We start from the raw sequence: 16,504 nt of genomic DNA, 5'->3' as shown, positions 1-16,504 counted from the left end.
CGGGGCTGCCTGAAAGGTCGTGAAGGAGCGAGGTAATCTCAAGCGACGGAAGCCCGGCTCGCCGCCGCCTGGGCCGGATCGATCGAGGCGAGCCCCGTGAGGATCAGCGCGATCAGGTCGGCCTGGCGATGCGTTCCCGTCTTGTCGAACAGGTTCCGCAGGTGGAACGCCACGGTGGTTGCCGAGATTGCGAGGTTCCGGGCGATCTCGTCTGTTCGCTGACCACCTGCGAGGGCGCGGGCAACCTCGGCTTCGGTTGGTGTCAGGCCGAACAGGTCCGACAAGATCACGTTGGACACCTCCGGGCGCCGCGCGGGATCGGAAACAAAGAGGACGGCAAGGTGTTCCGGCGGGTTGGCGTCGGACTGTTCGGGAAGTGAGCAGACGGTCAGCAGAAGATCATGATGGCTCGATTGCCTCGGGATACAAAGGCTTGCCAGGTAGTCGTCGCCACGTGCCGTCGCGGCGCACGCTGTCTCGACGAGGGATTTCAGCTTGGCGTTCGACACGCGCACACCAACGCGAAAGGTCACTCCCAGGTCGAGGCCGTCGTCTGCCTCGTCGACGGCCCTGGCCGCCCGGTTTGCGAAGGTGATACGGGATTGCGAGACGATGACGACGCCGAAGGACAACATGTCAAGGATGCGTTCGATACCGGAACGTCTCTCCCCTGCCGGGCGGCCCAGGGCATTGCGCAGTGCCGCAATGTCCTTCTCGGCCTTGCTTCCCATTCGCTCGACCTGCCCGAGGCGGGCCTTCACGGTGGCAAGCAGGAGGTCGTAATCGATGGGTTTGACGAGGTAATCATCTGCGCCGGCCAGTTTGCCGGCGATGACGGCCTCGCGTTCATGGAGCGCCGTCAGGAAGACCAGGGGCACATCGGCCAGATCGGGGCGATTGGCGCGGACCGTGTCAAGGAACCCGAACCCGTCCAGGTCCGGCATCGAAATATCGCACAGGATGAGATCGGGCCGTTCGGATTCGAGCAGTGCCAGAGCCTTGCGCCCGTCCGCCGCACCAACCACCTCGTAGCCCGCCGATGACAGCTCGTCGATAATGTCCTGGCGCAAGTGATGTTCATCCTCCACGCACAGGATGGTCCTTTTCCGTTTTTTGCCGGACTCCCGCACCGGTAGTTGCCTCCCCTGACGGCGATGGACCACGCCCAAGGCCAGTTCACACGAACTGTAGCGGGATTCCAAGCGCCTCACCCCCTTCAAACGAACGGGGCCAGTCCGGTGATCCTGCAATATGGTGGCGTCGGATCAAACCGGAAATGGAGTTATGGCCCATGTGGGATTTCTCGGTCGGGCGCGCCTTGGGGTTGATGCTCAAGACGCTACCCTTCGTCATTTTGCGCGTCGCGGTCTATTTCGGCGTGGCGGTCGCCTATGTGCTTGCCACGGGAGCCGGCGCCGGCATCGGCTGGGGGATCGGCGGCTTCGGCGACGAGGGATTCAGGGCAAGCACGACCTTGTGGGGCGGTGTTATCGGCTTCGGCCTCACGGCCGCGGTCATGTACCTGCTTCGCGAATACATCCTCTATGTCGTGAAAGCCGGCCACATCGCCGTGCTGATCAAGCTGCTTGACGGGGAACAGATGCCAAAGGGGCGTCCGCAGATCGCCTATGCGCGTGAAGAAGTGGCAGGACGCTTCGCGGAAGCCAGTGTGCTTTTCGGCGTGGATCAACTCGTCAAGGGCGTGCTGCGCGCGATCACCGGGCTGGTGCGGGGCATGATCAGTATCCTGCCAATCCCGGGCGCACGGCAACTGGTCTCGATCCTTCAGGCGTTCCTGCGCATCGCGGTCGGCTTCATTGACGAGGTCATCCTCGCCTACGCCATCCGCAACAGATCGGACAATGCCTGGGCATCCGCGCGGACCGGGCTGATCCTTTATGCCCAGAACTACAAACCCATGCTCAAGAATGCCGCGTGGCTGGCCTTGATCGTCTATGGCCTGTCTTTCGTGGTCTTTCTGGTCATGCTGGCGCCGGCGGCATTGGCTGTCTACCTCATTCCCGGCGCTTGGTCGGCAGGGGGCGTGGTGTTCGCGCTCCTGTTTGCGTGGGCTGTCAAGGCGGCTTTGCTCGAGCCCTTCGCGATCACCTGCATGATGGACGTCTATTTCCGGACCATCGAGGGGCAGGTTCCCGATCCGGCGTGGGAAGCCAAGCTTGATAACCTGTCAGGCAAGTTCAAGACCCTCAAGGAAAAGGCGGCGACGTATCAGCCGCCCCGGGCGGCAGACCCCGACTCCGTACCTGGCTGATCCATGTCGGGCCCGGCCATTTGGAGATGATCCAAGAAGCCGGCCGTGGTGCCCGAGGCGCTGAGCGGCGATCCCGCGCGTCTCCGAGACGTTCGTCCGCGCCGGCGCTGTCGGCGTTGCTCATCGCTTGCCCCGCTCAAATGATCGGGGCACCATCGATAGCGATATGGAAAGGCAAACGGCGGAGGTGAGACTTGAGACCTCCGGCATCGGTCACACAGGGCTGCGTGCGTCCGCTTTCCTGTTACATGGTCTATGGAGCGAGGGCTGTTCGATGTTTCAAAGTAGATTTGCCGAAGATTGTCGGGGCAACGGGCCAGTTGGGGCGCGCCCGATCAGATTGACGGTTCCGGCAATACTACGGATAGCGTGCGCGGCAGTTTTGCTTTTCGTCAGCCTGTCCGCTGCGCGGGCCGACGAGGAAACACTGGCGGTTCCGGCGGGTAAGATCATTCTCACCGTTACAGGCAGTATCGCGCAGACCAACCTTGATGGTGCGGCTGCCTTCGACGAAACAATGCTCGGGGCTCTGCCCGCCACCGCCATCGATACGACGACCGTGGTAACCGACGGCGTGAGGCATTTCGACGGTTTCCTGATGCGCGACCTGCTTGAGTATGTCGGCGCCGAGGGTGAGACCGTAACGGCGACCGCGCTCAATGATTATGTCATCGAGATCCCGATGGAGGATTTCCATCGGTTCGATGTGCTTGTCGCAACCCATATGGACGGCGAACGACTGCTTCCCAGCGACAAGGGGCCACTCTGGATTGTCTATCCGCGCGACGACCATGCCGAATTGCAGGACATCCGCTATGATTATCGCTGGGTCTGGCAGCTTATCGAACTGGATGTGAAATGAACCGGAGACGCGACCTCGCAGCCTATGCCGTGGCCGGGGTCGCCGTTGTCGCGTTCGCTATCCTGCTTGCCTTTGCGCTTGTGAGGCTGGCCGAGACCGAAGCCGAAATGCGCGAGAACGAAGGCGACAACATGCTCTGGGCGATATCGAGAGCGCAGTCTGCCGCGCTTCTGCTGGATTCCGCGGTTTCCCGGAAAGCAGGCATTCCCCAAGTCACCGCGGACGTCGAAAGGCGCTACAATGTGGTGCTCAGCAGGCTGACCCTGCTCTCTGACGGGCCGCAATTGCGCTACATGCAGGAGCTGGGTTTCGACGATGAAATTGACGCCGCGATGCGCGCCATACGAGCCCTAGAACCTCAGATCCTGGACCTGTCCTTCGGCGACACCGAGGCCGCGACATCAATTCACGACGTCCTTGCCCCCATGGTCAAGGGCCTGGGGCGCGCCGGCAATCAATCCATGGTCAGGCAATGGGAGGCGACCGGCGCGCAAGTGGACCGGCAACGCCTGGCTATCAGCCAGGTCATCATTTCGATTGCGGCGATCATTGCCCTGGGGATATTCCTCTCGTTCACCTTGTTGCGCGCCATGATCGAGCGGCAGCGCGTCAGGCATTTCCTGGCGCGCGAGCGCGAAACGGCAGAGCTTTACCGTGGGTTCGTGGCGCTGGTGTCGCACCAGTTCCGTACACCTCTTGCGGTGATCGATTCCGCCATGCAACGTGTGCTGCGCAGCGGAAAAGCCATGCCACGCGCGGAGATCGATCAAAGGGCGAAGCAGGTTCGCGGCGAAATCAAGGGACTGACCGGCCTGCTCGACGCCACGCTCGATGTTGTCCGTCTCGATGCCGGCCAGGTCACCGCAACGCCCGCGCGTTGCGAAATCGATAAACTATTGAAACGGGTCAAGGACTGCCAATCCAGAGAAACGCCTGACAGGGTGATCGATGTGAGCATCGGCGACGAAGTCCCGCCCTTCCTCACGACCGATCCTGTCCTCGCCGAACAGATACTGGCCAATCTTGTTTCCAACGCGGTCAAGTACTCTCCGGACACCGAGCCGATTTCCGTCAAAGTGCGCGCCCAGAACAGGCAAATCTGCTTTGCGGTCGAAGATCGGGGGATCGGGATTCCGGACGAGGAACAGGACAAGCTCTTCAGCCGGTTTTTCCGCGCCAGCACGGCGCAGGGTGTGCCGGGAACCGGCGTGGGGCTTTCAACCTCACACCAGCTTGCGCAGCTTCTCGGCGGTGAATTGGAATTTTCCAGCCGCTCAGGCATCGGATCGGTCTTTACGCTCAAGCTCTCGGATGAATGGGCCGCCTCGTCTGTCGCGGAACCTGCCTGAGACCATATGCAGCGACGATGGTTGCGATTCCAATGCCGGAAACCCTGAGAATCGAGCCGATGTCACACCCGGGCCCCAGGCGGAGACCGAACAACGCAACGGCGGTTCCCTGTTCGTTATTGTAGCTGCGCTGATGCGGGGGGTCGTTCATCATACATCCCGCCTCGAACGTCAGACGGGGTCGCGTTGAAGCGGCGGCGGAAAGTACGGTTGAAATATGAAAGATCCCCAAAACCGACGCTGAAGGCGATATCGGAGATGCTGCGATCCGTGTGCCGCAGATCGCCCAGGATGCGATAAGCGTGTGTCAGGCGTTCATTCAGGACGAGCTCGGAAAAGGTAGTGTTTTCGCTTGCCAGCAATTTCCGGATGTACCGGGGCGAGATGTTGAGACGCCTTGCGGCTTCGTCAATTGACATATCGGCAGAATAGGCATGTTGAACTATGTCGGCCTTGAGCGCCTTGAGGCGCGCGGCACGGATGCCCTGACTGTCGGTGAGCCGTGATTGATGGCCCGTACTGTTGATCGCCGCCGCAAGCAGGTCATGGAAATGCGCTGACACGATCCTGGCGGTTTCGGGCGTGTTGGGCGCATCTTCGCTGCACAAGAGTTGGTAATAGCCACGGATCAACCGCAAGGGCTCACTGCCTGCCGGTATGACCGTCATTGCCGCGTCCTCGAGATTGGGCACCAGGGGCGCCAGCGCGGCCTGCGGAACGCATATATTGATGTATTCCGAGCGGGTGGGGAAATAAACCGGCCCGGGTCGCGACGTGTCCAGCACTACGGCTTCGCCCTCGGCGATCTCGGCTTCCTTGCCCGCATGGGCCGCGTGGGCTCTTCCTTTCAAGGGCATCACCAGAGAGATATCGTGGCGGTTGTCCGAGAGCAGTTCTCGAGTTCTTGCTGCTGAAATTGCACTGGAGGTTGCCCGCAGGACGGCGATGTTGGAGAAAGAGAGAGTTTCGCACTCGCAATAGAACGGTTCGTCGTTCAACGTATTCATCTCGAGGCGGATGTTCGTACGACCGAAAACTTCGCGCCAGATGGCTATACGGTCCCGTTCGGGCAAAAGGCTGGCAGAGAAACGCGACCTCGCGAGCCCGCCAGCGGATGTCATCGGCATGTTCATGATCCTGTAAACCCGATGTAGTTGGCTTCACTTCGTTTGCGGTACATGCGACGGCAATTGCCGCTTCATCTCCAATGGCGACCGGGTTGCGAGGGTGGCCTGCAGAATGCGAATAGACTTGCGCCTGCTGCATCCTTCCAGTGCCGGAAAGCCGCATACCCGCTACGCTGAAGAAATATTATGGTGGGTTTTCTCGGGATGCCCCGTTCGTTTGAAGGGGAAACCGGCGAAAGTGGCCCAGGTTCAGGGCTCAACCTCTGATCGGGCCAACCCTTGGACGCTCCGCATGGGGACCGTGCCTGGGTTGCTGTTGCAAGCCTTTCCGATCAGCGACAGTCGGTTCCGTATGGTCCTAGTTGCAGTGCCGATGACTCCAAGCCCGATCCCTTTCCTCGCTCTACTGTTGATCACGATTCGCGTCATTGGAGGGTGTTGGGAATGCATGGTTCCACAAAGGTTGCAGTCGTTGCTGTGCTTTCGATCAGCTTCTGGAATGTTGCCGGCCTGGCTGCACTGACGACCATCCCTTATACGCCGCCTGCAGCTGCAACGCCGGACGAACGCGGGTGGGAAGCCTACGAGGACGCACCCGTCGTCGACGCCGCAACGGCCAAGTCGATCAACCCCACGATGGATACGCCGGAAGGGGCCGTGGTCAGATTTCTCGCCAGCCGTGTACGCGGTGACGGCGAGTGGAAGGGCGCCATGGTCGCCGATCCGTCGGACCGCACAATGCGGCAACTCCAGCAATGGGAAGAATGGACGCTTGAGAGCTTCCAGCTGCGCGCCCGCAAGGCAAAAGACGACGGGACAGCGTGGATCCGGGTGTATTTCGAGATCTCGTTCAATGGCCGCTCGGACGAGGGAGAGGACGAATTCGAGGTCATGCGGGAAGGAGACGAGTGGCGTGTCGTTTCGCCGCCCGCGTGAACGTTGGGGAAAATCGCAAGGGAGATGCTTTGGATGAAAGTTCCACTGTCGATCGCGTCCGCCACAAGCCTTTGCCTTTTGCCGATAGCGCTTGCAGCCGAAGGTGACGACATCGCCGAGGTCATGATCGGTGAGGGTGCGGCGCCCGCCCAGGCGGCCTGTATTGTCGAGAAACTTGGCGACGATGCCAGGCGCATCTTCACCGCCAAGGACGAGGATCTCACCGATGAAGACGAGCAGATTTTCCTGGCTGCAATGGATGCCTGCAGTGACGTCGATTCAGGCGAATGAGCTGGATCGCTTTCGTCGGAGAAACCCGAACGGGAATACGTGAAATGAAAAACCGGAAGTCTTCTTACCGTCTGTTTGCATTGGCCCTGGCTGGTGCCGTGGCCGTTTTGGCCGGTGCAGGACATTCAACCGCGCAGGATGAAAACATGCCGACAGAAACGCCGACCAAGGAAGCCGTGATCGAAACGATGGTCGCCAACGGCGCCGATCCGGAGCAGGCGGCATGCCTGCTTGGTGCCCTGGGCGAAGACTGGCGTCGCCTGATGGGCCTTGAGGGGACCAGGGTCGAAGCCGACAGGAAGACCTTCGAGGATGCCATGGCGTCCTGCGGAATCAAACCGGACGGCGAATAGAAACCTCCCGCTCCGGCGGTGCCGGTCAACGAAGCCGTCCACACGCATCGAAAAACTCAAGGTAAGGAATAGTGACATGAATGAAGAGAAAAGATCGCACCCGCTGGTGGCATTGAGCGTTACCGGTGCATTGGCGCTTCTGGCCGGCGCCGGACATTCCGTGGCGCAGGACGCGCCGATCCCGGTCGCCGACCTGCATGCGGACATGTTCGCCTGGAAGGATAAGCAGGTGACCTTCGGTGGGTACCTGGACATCGCGACGTCGCGCGGCAAGATCAATTCGCGCCTCTCGTTCACGTCGGAGCCGGAGGGCGAGATCAGCATGGTCAATTGCACACTGCCCGATCCTTCCGGGGAGAGGGTCAGACGGGAACATCCGGTCGTCGTCAGGGGTACCTTCACCCATTTCGACACGGCGACACCCGATGGAACGCCGAAAATGCAGATGACCGATTGCGAGGTGGTCTCCGTCAACGAGCCCTTCGATGAGAGTGTGCCGGCGGAGCCGGGTTCCGATCAGACGATCCCGCTCGGCACGCTTTACACCGCCATCACCGGCCGCGTTGGTACAGAGATTTCGGTGAGCGGGTATTATCACGGCAGCGGACATTCCAGCGCCAACGACCTGACGGCGGTCAATCTGAGCGCCGGGGAGGGTGGCGAAACCGTGGTCAACTGTCACATCCCCGGCAAGGACGTGGTGCCCGAGGGCCTGAGCGAGAACCGGGACGGCGTCGTGATGACAGGCACCGTCGGCCAGCCGGATCGGAACATCGTGAATCTGTACGACTGTGCCTTCGTCAACCGCTAGGGATTACGGGCACATCACGATGCAGAAGCCGAGGGCCAGACACAAGGGTGACGATATGCAGTCCGTGGAGATCGGGCCTGGTCCGATGCGCGGCACCGTCAGCCGCTTGCCGAGACGAGAGTCATGAGGGGGGCCAGCAAACACATCGCGGCTCCCCTCGCGCTCGCCGGCCTGGTCTTTACGGTGTCCGGCGCCGCAGCGGAAAGCGAATACTGGTCGATTGACGATTTCCCATCCGACCAAGCGCCGTCATTCGAGGATTACCCCACACGTCCACCGGTTCCTTACGAGCTTGTCTCGGTAGACCTGCAAAGCCACGCGGACGCGCCTGACTTCGCCGCTGCCCTTGAGGCGGCAATCGGGCGGGCCCCGGACTTCGCTGCCTACCATGTTGTCGTTCAAGTAGGCTGCGGATCCGGCTGTTTCACAGTTGCGGCCGTCAATGTGGACACGGGAAAGGTCTTTGTCGGTCCCGTAGCCGAGCACGGCGTTGAGTATGAGGCCGGCAGCGCGCTTCTGATCGTCAATCCACCGGCCGAGCTGCGGGTCGGCTTTACCGGTGGCGACGACCTCCAGAGCGAGATCCCCCTGACAATCTTTCCCAAATACTACCAGCTCACAGACAATGGCTTCGAGCCTGTCTGGTGCTGGCGGCCCGACGGGAACGGTGGCGGAGATACCGAATGCTGACGCGGCTGACATCACTACACCTGTACGATCGGTGCGCCTCTCTTGCCGGCCTCGGCATCATGCTTTTCGCCATGTGGTTGCCGGCCTCAACAGTGGCCGCCTCCGACTGGTTCAACAGCAAGGCGGACAGTTCGCGCTTTGGCGACTGGTTCGTGCTGTGCGACGAGAGCCTGACCTGCGAGGCCTATGCGGAAGAATTCGAAGGGACCCGGAATGGGATGTTCTCTCTGTCGCGGCGGGCCGGCGATCTGGGCTGGATGGTTTCGATTTCGCTGTCGGGACCCAGGCCCGATCTTGCCTATGGAATACAAATGGGTGTCGTCGACGAGGTGGAACATGTGGTGGCCGGGGAGGTCTCCCTTCGCCGCGGCGAGCTTATCCCCGGGACCGTGACGCCTTACTACATCCTGCCGGAAGGTGCGGCGGTCGAGCGCGTCGTGGAGCGGCTGCGTTCGGACCCCGCCAGCGGTGTTCGGTTCCCCCTTATGTATATCGATTTCCCCGATTGCAGCGGGGTCGAGGAGATCACTTTGTCCTTCCCGCTTGCCGGCGTCACCGAAGCGCTCGCATGGATCGACGACAAGCAGAACCGGCCGGCGGGCGATAGCCGTCTCGCTACCACCGTTAACGACCTCGGCACGGCCGTTCCCGCCGATTGCATTGATTAACAGGAGGCATACCGATGGCCAATCATTTTACCAGGGTGACCAGCGAGTCATGGTTCAGTCGTATTGGCAATTCCTTTGCCGGTATCGGCATCGGCTTTCTGCTGGTCATCGCCTCCATTGCCGGGCTCGCCTGGAACGAAAACCGTGCCGTCGAGACCGCAAGGTCGCTGACGGAAGGCGCCGGCGCGGTTATCGTGCTCGACGATCAGGGTGCTGCGATCGGTCCCGATGGTCGGCGGATGGACACCGGCGGCTTGCTCGTCCACGCGACCGGTGATCTGTCGGGGCCGGTCCCCTCCGATACCCAGCTCGGCGGTCCGGTCGTGCCCGAGAACACGACACGCCTGGTGCGTATCGTCGAAATGTATCAGTGGAAGGAAGAAAGCCGGAGCGAGACCCGCAAGAAGCTCGGTGGCGGGACCGAAACCGTGACGCACTATAGCTATTCACGGGAATGGAGTGCCGACCCCATCAATTCCGCGCGTTTCGCGGAAACCGCCGGACATCAGAATCCGTCAATGCCTGTCCGGGGACACACCTTCGAGGTAGATCGCACACTTGTCGTCGGCGAGCGCAGCCTGGCGATTCCTGCCAGCCGGGTTGGCGGGATCGGGGCCGAACGACCGCTGCCGATCACCGATGAACAAGCCGAGGCAATCGCCGATACGCTGGGCACGTACCTGCCTGTCAGGAACGCCGCCGGTACGGCTTATTTCGGCTACGATCCGTCGCGGCCGCGCATTGGCGATTTGCGCATATCCTACACGGTGACAACCTCCGACACGGCTTCGGTCGTGGCCGCGGATGGCGGAAGCAGGATGGTGCCGTGGTCCTCGTCCAACGGGCGCGAGATCTTCCTGGTCCGCGATGGCGTCGTTTCGGCGCCGGCCATGTTCGAGCAGGAGCAGAAGAGCAACGCCCAGTTCACATGGATCCTTCGCCTGATGGGCATTGGCGCCATGTTCGTCGGGTTCCTTATGATGCTCAACATTTTCGGCGTGATCGGCGACGTCATTCCGTTTGTCGGAAGCCTGACTCGCATTGCGGTCGGTTTCGCTGCTTTCGCGCTGACCTTGATACTCGCACCGCTGACCATCGGGATCGCCTGGTTCGCGGTGCGTCCACTCCTGGGCGGCGCGATCATCGTGGTCGGGTTCGTCCTGGCCACCGGGCTTTGGTTCGTCAGCCGAAAGAGGACGACCGGGCGCGACAGCGCGGCGAATGCCGGTGAGACGCAAGCTTGATGCGTGCCCCACGCAAACCAATGACCGGGCCGGCGTATATCCGTTCTCTCGCGCTTGGCTGGATCGAGCGGCGGCAGGGGCGGGTCGATGAGGCCTGGCGTGTCTCGTCGGGGCCGGAGACAATCATGGATTCCGGCTTCATTGGTGCGTTGGTGCCGTCCGATTGTTAAGCAGTTGGCGGCACATATCCCTCTTTCATGCAGCCGTGCTCGCTGCGCTGGGGTGGTATCTGCTGCTGCTCAGCGGGTACGGGATCGGTCAACTCGTTCATGGCTTCAGGACCATCGCCGCCGAAACGCCGCAAGCCGGTGATCCCATCCGGTTGCTCGTTCATTCCGGCGTTGACGGGCTGACCCTCTGGTCGACCCGGTTGGGCGGTGTGATGGGCGTGCTGGGATGTGTCGGCCTTCTGCTGGGGCAGCGCTGGGGCATCCTGTGCGTTCTGCTGGCTGCTATCCCCCTGGCCTGGGCGCTCATCGTCTGGACAATGCTGTTCGCGTTCTGGCGGGCATTCGACTCCGCTGGTTCCTGGTATTTGTTGGCCCACATCAGCGTCACTCTATTGGTTGTCCTCGGTCTGCCAATCCTGAACATGATTGCATCGCGGCGGACCCCAACACCCTGACCGGGCGATGTTCACTCGTCTTCCAACTCGATCTCGATGCCGGAAGCTTCCCCGTCGAGTGCGCCGAGCAGGAGACTGTAGTCGCCGCCAAACGCCATCAACTCGGTGGAAAACGGCATCGCCGGGCCGGGGGCAACTTCGGTAACGACGTAGCCTTTCAGCACGAGGCTGTCGGGTGCGGGCTCGCGCCTGATGGGATCATCCACGAACAACGCGGCCATTTCCCAGAAATTGACATCGACCGGACCGTAGATTGCCAGGCGGCCTTCGCTGGCCGAGACCGTGCCCGAAACCCGCACCGTCCTGTCATAGTAGAGCGTGTTATTCGTGGTCGCCAAGGTGAAGCGCCGCATGCCGGTCAACTTGCCGATCGATACCGTTCCACCGATTTCGGTCGTTCCGCCGCTCGAGAAGCGGCTGGTCGTTTTTTTGCGGACGTCAAGAGCCCGGCCATCGGACACGGCCGGCAGTGCTTCCACGAAAGTCACGCCTTCCAGATAGCGCTGCTTGATCGATAGAGCCTCGCAGAACTGAATTTCGCGCGCGTCGAGGCCACGCTTGTCCCGGTAGTCCGTGCAGTCGGGCTCCTCTGCCGCCAATGCAAGATCACCGGCCGGAAGGCCGGTCAGAAACCCGGCAAAAATCAAGCGATACAAGCACTGCATATTGGCCTCCCAATGACACGCTGCCGCCCAGGCAGGACGCGATTCAGTTCCTCATCATAGCCGCTGCCTTTGGCATAGGCTTGGACTATCCGGAACTGGTATGAGCGGAGGGGTTGGCGTTGAAGGCCCCATTCCGGCTCAAGACTCTGGTATGCGAGTCCAGTAGTACACAGTCAGTTTCTGGACGAGTTGTGCCGAAGGGTCGGTGTTCTGCAGGTCGCTGCCAAGTTCACCGCCGCCCCATTCAGCGGTCATCAGGTGGACATGGTCGTCGGTTTCTCGATCCTTCAGTTGTTCGAGATGATGTATCAATTGCTGGATCCCCAGTCTATCCAGATGCATTTCAGCCATCTCGTTGTCGACAATCTCAACTGTGATCATTGCTTGGGTGCTCCACACATTTCGGATTTCATTAACTGAGATAGTACTGCGAACATAATTCGCGGCTGGAAGGTCTTGGTTCGTCAACGGCGCTCGATACGCTCTCCCATGATCCGACCGGGGCAGGGCCGTGACGGCACCGGTGACCGACGAGCGTCCCCGAAGGACGGAGTGCATGTTCAGATAGTCCGTCGGAACAGGTTATTTCGTTCGAATGAAATCGAGGAATGCACGTAACGGTGGCGTTACCAATCGGTTCCCGGGAAAGTACAGCCTGAACCCCGGTTCCCTGGGGCACCACTCGGAGAGGACCTCAACCGCCTTACCTTGTTGCAGCAAGTCGCGAGCCTCAATGTCGAGAAAGTAGCCTATTCCCAGCCCGGCCTCCACCGAGGATAAACGCATCGTCGCATCATCGGTACAAAGCGGTCCCCGAACTGCGATCGTGAATTGCTCTTTTCCGCGCCGAAACTCCCAGCGATACACCGGCCCGCCGTTCGGCCAGCTCATGTTCAAGCATTGGTGGTGAACAAGGTCGCGCGGGTGCTGTGGGACACCGGCGGTCGAGAGGTAGCCCGGAGATGCGATTGCTATCCATCGAAGTGAAGGATTCATCGGAACCGTCACCATGTCGCGTTCGATGGCGCCACCCGGCCGGATACCCGCATCGCAGCCGGTCGCGACAATGTCGTCCAAGTGCTCGGATATCATGGTTACAGTCTCGATGCCGGGGTGTTGTGCGGCAAAGGCCGGCAAAAGTGGCGCCAGGACATGGACGGCCACCGCGCGGGAAACATTGATCCGTAGCCGGCCGGTGACCCTGCCTGAACGCGAGGCGATTTCCGCTTGAGCCGCGGCAATGGCAGCAAGCGCCGGCCTTACCTGCTCGGCCAGCTGCAAGCCAGCTTCCGTGGCTTGCGTGCTTCGCGTCGTCCGGTTTAGCAGGCGTTGCCCAAGACGATCTTCGAGGCGCCGGATGGTCTGGCTCATTGCAGAAGGAGTGACGCCGATCCTACTGGCAGCGCGAGCGAAGTTGCCCTCATCCAGAATGGCCAGAAGCGCTTGTAGTTCGGCGATGTCCCTCGGATCCATTGTGAAGCCTCACTTCATGCTCAATGATCAAATGAAAGTATTCAAGACAGAGTGCATGAGTTGCATCTTCCAGTCCAGACGCGACTGCTTTTCGAACGTTCCAGCGCTGGGAGAAATCGAATGAAACTGGATGATTATCGTTTACTTGGCCGTTCCGGGCTGAAGATCTCGCCACTGGCCCTTGGCACAATGACCTTCGGAACCGAGTGGGGATTCGGCGCAAGGGAGGAGGACGCGCGGGCACTTTTCGAAATGTACGTCGATCGCGGTGGGAACTGCCTCGATACCGCGAATTACTATACCGGCGGCACCTCCGAAAAGATGCTCGGCAAGTTTGCAAAAGGGCGTCGCCAACGCCTGGTCATCGCAACGAAATACACTTTGGCCATGCGGCCGGGCGATCCGAACTCGGGTGGGAACAGTCGATTGTCGATGGTCCGTGCGGTGGAAGACAGCTTGCGCCGCCTGGAGACAGACTACATCGATTTGCTCTACCTTCACGCCTGGGACTTCACCACACCTGTGGAAGAGGTTCTGCGCGCCATGGACGATCTCGTTTCGGCCGGAAAGGTGATCTACCTGGGTCTTTCCGATATTCCCGCCTGGCAGGCAAGTCGCATGCAGGCCATCTCGGACCTTCGCGGATGGGCCCCGCTGATCGCCATGCAACTCGAATACAATCTCATCGAGCGAACGGTCGAACGTGATCTCGTGCCGATGGCCTGCGAAATGGGGATGGGCATCGTTCCATGGTCGCCCTTGGCAAGCGGGCTGCTAAGCGGAAAGTACAATCCTCAGGATCTGAGCCATAACGATACGAACGAAGCAGGCCGTGCCTCAATCGTATTGGAGGCCGGACCTGTGAGGAAGCGTAGCTTTGACATCGTGAATGTTGTCAAAGCCGTCGCATCAGAACTGGAAGTTCAACCGTCGGCTGTCGCACTGGCCTGGCTGCTTACCAGGCCCGGAATGGCCGCGCCTCTCATTGGTGCACGCACAGCGCAGCAACTGGACGCCAATCTGACGGCACTTGAGGTGGAGCTGAGCCCGGAACACCTTCGCCGTCTGGAGGCCGTCAGTGCTGTGCCCATGGGTTTTCCCCATGACTTCCTTGTCCGCCCATCCATCCGCCGGAACATTTACGGAGGAATGTCCATCGAAACGCGTCAGGGCTGAAGCATGTACGTGGCCACGAAACGTGCAATGCCCCGTTGCCCGGCTGCGGGGCGGTTAGGACTGTGCTGTTTTCGTCGGCCTTTTACGTCAATGCGCACGAGGTCACAGACGCTTTACTCCCCAGCCTGAGAGTTGCCCTGGAAGGCCTGTTCGAAAACTTGCCAAACATGGCGTGGACGGGAGTACAAAGGGATCTGGAGGCAACATGCGAAAGATTTTCTCGGCACCCGCGTTTTCCCGTTTCCACGATGAATGGCATCTGGCGCCCGGGCTCGACACTGGCGGGTATGTCTTCTTTTCAGGGGTCACGGGGTGTCGGCCCGATGGCACCGTTGCGCATGACCCGGAGGAACAGTTCCGCGACGCCTTCACGTTCCTGGGAGAGACGCTCGGCGCCGGAGGTCTGGATTGGAAGGACATCGTCGAAATGATGACCTATCACGTCGATCTTCGGAAGCACCTCGACGCGTTCGTCAAAGTCAAGGACGCCTTCATCGCCGCGCCCTATCCCGCCTGGTCCTGCATCGGTACGACGGAGTTGATCACCGAGGGGACATTGGTGGAAATCCGCATTATCTGCCAACGTGCCGGTATCAGTTGACGGGAAAGGTTGGGGTGCGGGATTGAAGGTGATGTGTCTGAATGGCTGGGGTGGAAGACTCCATGAGGCGCTGCTCTCATACCTCTCTGCGACATCTCCCGACATTCTGTGCTTGCAGGAGGTCATCCACAGCCCCGCGTCCCGAAAGGACTGGCTGACCTATCGGGACGGCGATCACGATCTGCCGCAACGCGCCAACCTGTTTCGCGATGTCGGCGCCGCGCTGCCGGAGCATGTCGCGATCTTTTGTCCGGCCGCGCAAGGGGTGCTTTGGGACGGCGAGAACTCGATCCCGTCGCAATGGGGGCTTGCGACTTTCGTACATCGCTCTTTTCCGATCATCGGACAGGTGCAGGGCTTCGTTCACAAGGATTATTCCCCCGCCGGTTACGGCGATCACCCGCGTTCACGCAGCGCTCATGGGGTCAGGGTGTGGGATCACGACGCCGGTCGAGCCGTGAGCGTCACGCATATGCACGGGTTGCGCGACCTGAACGGCAAGATGGATACGCCAGAGCGGGCGACGCAGGCGCACAGGCTGCTCGACATGTCGCGCAGCCTGACGGGGCCGGAGGATCTCACGGTGATCTGCGGTGATTTCAACGTCGAGCCGGGCAGCGAAACGCTTTCGATCCTCAGGCGTGCCGGGCTGACCGAACTGGTGACGGGGCGCGGCTTCGACAGCACGCGGAGTTCACATTACAGGAAACCGGGGCGATTTGCCGACTACATGCTGATCGACCGCGAGGACGCGGTGAAGAGTTTTGACGTGGTGTATGATCCGGAAGTGTCAGATCACTGCCCGCTTGTTTTGGACGTGTAGCCGGCTTTGATAGCGGGCATTCTAGCCGACGGTTCGGACGGGAGGTTTGTCGGCGTTGCCGAGCTTCATGCGGGGCGCGGTGGAGGTTCGTCTTGAGCCCAAATCGACCTACCGATGAAGCGCCTGCGCGGAATCCAGGGCGAAGCCCGCCGCGCATCGACGGGCCGCCCCGACGGCACGGCGATTTGGCAGTTGGAGTGCCACGCTCGTGGGTTGGACGTGCTTGGCAGGGATAAAGTGGCAGCTACCATCGTTGGTTCGCCGCACCACGGCCCGTCGATGCGCGGCTTCGCACCGTCGGGAATCACTGACCATTCTGTCCGCGTTACCGACCTTCTTTCACGGCGTGGCGGAGGTCCGGTTCGGGCCCAATCCTCAGGGTGCTGAGAGTGGTCCGATCTTACCGCGACCTTTGAAATCCTTCAGAATGACGGTCGTCTGGTGTTGGTCCTTGACGATATTCACGTGCTTTAGCCGGTCAAACCGCAAACAGCCGCCGGTTGACCGGCGGCTGTAACCGTTGCGAGGCCCTGGGGGC

Annotated in this window: 19 protein-coding genes; 14 read left to right on the top strand and 5 right to left on the bottom strand. The window is 60.8% G+C overall.

Annotated features, from left to right (window positions below):
• Window positions 1–38 precede the first annotated feature (38 nt).
• On the bottom strand, window positions 39–1,202 hold the full coding sequence (locus tag ACO07J_RS00515) for a response regulator (protein ID WP_422025276.1): 1,164 nt from the start codon (window positions 1,200–1,202) through the stop codon (window positions 39–41).
• 89 nt (window positions 1,203–1,291) lie between these two features.
• Between ACO07J_RS00515 and ACO07J_RS00510 the strand changes: the two genes are divergently transcribed.
• From ACO07J_RS00510 to ACO07J_RS00500, 3 genes are all read left to right on the top strand, one after another.
• A complete protein-coding gene (locus ACO07J_RS00510; RefSeq protein ID WP_422025274.1) occupies window positions 1,292–2,272 on the top strand; it encodes a hypothetical protein in 981 nt (326 codons plus the stop codon).
• Between the two features lie 382 nt (window positions 2,273–2,654).
• The gene (locus ACO07J_RS00505) at window positions 2,655–3,134 is read left to right on the top strand and encodes a molybdopterin-dependent oxidoreductase (protein WP_422025272.1); all 480 of its coding nucleotides are present in this window, start codon (window positions 2,655–2,657) and stop codon (window positions 3,132–3,134) included.
• Window positions 3,131–4,483 (top strand): sensor histidine kinase, encoded by a 1,353-nt coding sequence (locus ACO07J_RS00500; RefSeq protein WP_422025270.1) that lies wholly within the window; start codon window positions 3,131–3,133, stop codon window positions 4,481–4,483. Before ACO07J_RS00505 ends, ACO07J_RS00500 begins: the two co-directional genes overlap by 4 nt.
• A 116-nt stretch (window positions 4,484–4,599) precedes the next feature.
• Here ACO07J_RS00500 and ACO07J_RS00495 read toward each other — a convergent pair whose 3' ends face one another.
• Window positions 4,600–5,610 carry an AraC family transcriptional regulator gene (locus ACO07J_RS00495; protein ID WP_422025268.1) on the bottom strand — a complete coding sequence of 337 codons (1,011 nt, stop codon included), beginning with the start codon at window positions 5,608–5,610 and terminating at the stop codon, window positions 4,600–4,602.
• 444 nt (window positions 5,611–6,054) lie between these two features.
• Here ACO07J_RS00495 and ACO07J_RS00490 point away from each other — a divergent pair, with 444 nt between their 5' ends.
• The 8 genes from ACO07J_RS00490 (at window position 6,055) to ACO07J_RS00455 (ending at window position 11,228) form a co-directional block, all read left to right on the top strand.
• Window positions 6,055–6,546, top strand: a complete 492-nt coding sequence (locus ACO07J_RS00490; protein WP_422025266.1) for a hypothetical protein — start codon at window positions 6,055–6,057, stop codon at window positions 6,544–6,546.
• Between the two features lie 33 nt (window positions 6,547–6,579).
• The gene (locus ACO07J_RS00485) at window positions 6,580–6,837 is read left to right on the top strand and encodes a hypothetical protein (protein WP_422025265.1); all 258 of its coding nucleotides are present in this window, start codon (window positions 6,580–6,582) and stop codon (window positions 6,835–6,837) included.
• On the top strand, window positions 6,834–7,190 hold the full coding sequence (locus tag ACO07J_RS00480; RefSeq protein WP_422025263.1) for a hypothetical protein: 357 nt from the start codon (window positions 6,834–6,836) through the stop codon (window positions 7,188–7,190). The genes ACO07J_RS00485 and ACO07J_RS00480 overlap by 4 nt, the downstream gene beginning before the upstream one ends.
• A gap of 76 nt (window positions 7,191–7,266) precedes the next feature.
• Window positions 7,267–8,001, top strand: coding sequence for a hypothetical protein (locus ACO07J_RS00475; protein ID WP_422025261.1), 735 nt, complete (start codon window positions 7,267–7,269; stop codon window positions 7,999–8,001).
• A 123-nt stretch (window positions 8,002–8,124) separates the two neighbouring features.
• On the top strand, window positions 8,125–8,691 hold the full coding sequence (locus ACO07J_RS00470) for a hypothetical protein (RefSeq protein WP_422025259.1): 567 nt from the start codon (window positions 8,125–8,127) through the stop codon (window positions 8,689–8,691).
• Window positions 8,685–9,359, top strand: a complete 675-nt coding sequence (locus ACO07J_RS00465; protein ID WP_422025257.1) for a hypothetical protein — start codon at window positions 8,685–8,687, stop codon at window positions 9,357–9,359. The genes ACO07J_RS00470 and ACO07J_RS00465 overlap by 7 nt, the downstream gene beginning before the upstream one ends.
• Window positions 9,360–9,373: 14 nt before the next feature.
• Window positions 9,374–10,603: a TMEM43 family protein gene (locus tag ACO07J_RS00460; protein WP_422025255.1), complete on the top strand. Its 1,230-nt coding sequence runs from the start codon at window positions 9,374–9,376 to the stop codon at window positions 10,601–10,603.
• A 205-nt stretch (window positions 10,604–10,808) separates the two neighbouring features.
• Window positions 10,809–11,228 carry a hypothetical protein gene (locus ACO07J_RS00455; protein ID WP_422025253.1) on the top strand — a complete coding sequence of 140 codons (420 nt, stop codon included), beginning with the start codon at window positions 10,809–10,811 and terminating at the stop codon, window positions 11,226–11,228.
• An 11-nt stretch (window positions 11,229–11,239) separates the two neighbouring features.
• Here ACO07J_RS00455 and ACO07J_RS00450 read toward each other — a convergent pair whose 3' ends face one another.
• The 3 genes from ACO07J_RS00450 to ACO07J_RS00440 all read right to left on the bottom strand — a co-directional run bounded on the left by ACO07J_RS00450 (window position 11,240) and on the right by ACO07J_RS00440 (window position 13,366).
• A complete protein-coding gene (locus tag ACO07J_RS00450; RefSeq protein ID WP_422025251.1) occupies window positions 11,240–11,893 on the bottom strand; it encodes a hypothetical protein in 654 nt (217 codons plus the stop codon).
• 138 nt (window positions 11,894–12,031) lie between these two features.
• Window positions 12,032–12,274: an Imm32 family immunity protein gene (locus ACO07J_RS00445; protein ID WP_422025249.1), complete on the bottom strand. Its 243-nt coding sequence runs from the start codon at window positions 12,272–12,274 to the stop codon at window positions 12,032–12,034.
• Between the two features lie 201 nt (window positions 12,275–12,475).
• Window positions 12,476–13,366 (bottom strand): LysR family transcriptional regulator, encoded by an 891-nt coding sequence (locus ACO07J_RS00440; RefSeq protein ID WP_422025247.1) that lies wholly within the window; start codon window positions 13,364–13,366, stop codon window positions 12,476–12,478.
• Between the two features lie 120 nt (window positions 13,367–13,486).
• Between ACO07J_RS00440 and ACO07J_RS00435 the strand changes: the two genes are divergently transcribed.
• The 3 genes from ACO07J_RS00435 to ACO07J_RS00425 all read left to right on the top strand — a co-directional run bounded on the left by ACO07J_RS00435 (window position 13,487) and on the right by ACO07J_RS00425 (window position 15,966).
• Window positions 13,487–14,542 (top strand): aldo/keto reductase, encoded by a 1,056-nt coding sequence (locus ACO07J_RS00435; protein ID WP_422025245.1) that lies wholly within the window; start codon window positions 13,487–13,489, stop codon window positions 14,540–14,542.
• Between the two features lie 205 nt (window positions 14,543–14,747).
• Window positions 14,748–15,143, top strand: coding sequence for a RidA family protein (locus ACO07J_RS00430; RefSeq protein WP_422025243.1), 396 nt, complete (start codon window positions 14,748–14,750; stop codon window positions 15,141–15,143).
• Window positions 15,144–15,174: 31 nt separating this feature from the next.
• A complete protein-coding gene (locus tag ACO07J_RS00425) occupies window positions 15,175–15,966 on the top strand; it encodes an endonuclease/exonuclease/phosphatase family protein (RefSeq protein WP_422025629.1) in 792 nt (263 codons plus the stop codon).
• Window positions 15,967–16,504 lie beyond the last annotated feature (538 nt).

Origin of the sequence: Roseovarius sp., assembly GCF_965228755.1 — a bacterium.
In the GTDB taxonomy this organism is placed as follows: domain Bacteria; phylum Pseudomonadota; class Alphaproteobacteria; order Rhodobacterales; family Rhodobacteraceae; genus Roseovarius.
The sequence above is the reverse complement of the archived record's forward strand: the minus strand, read 5'-3'. Positions and strand labels throughout refer to the sequence as shown.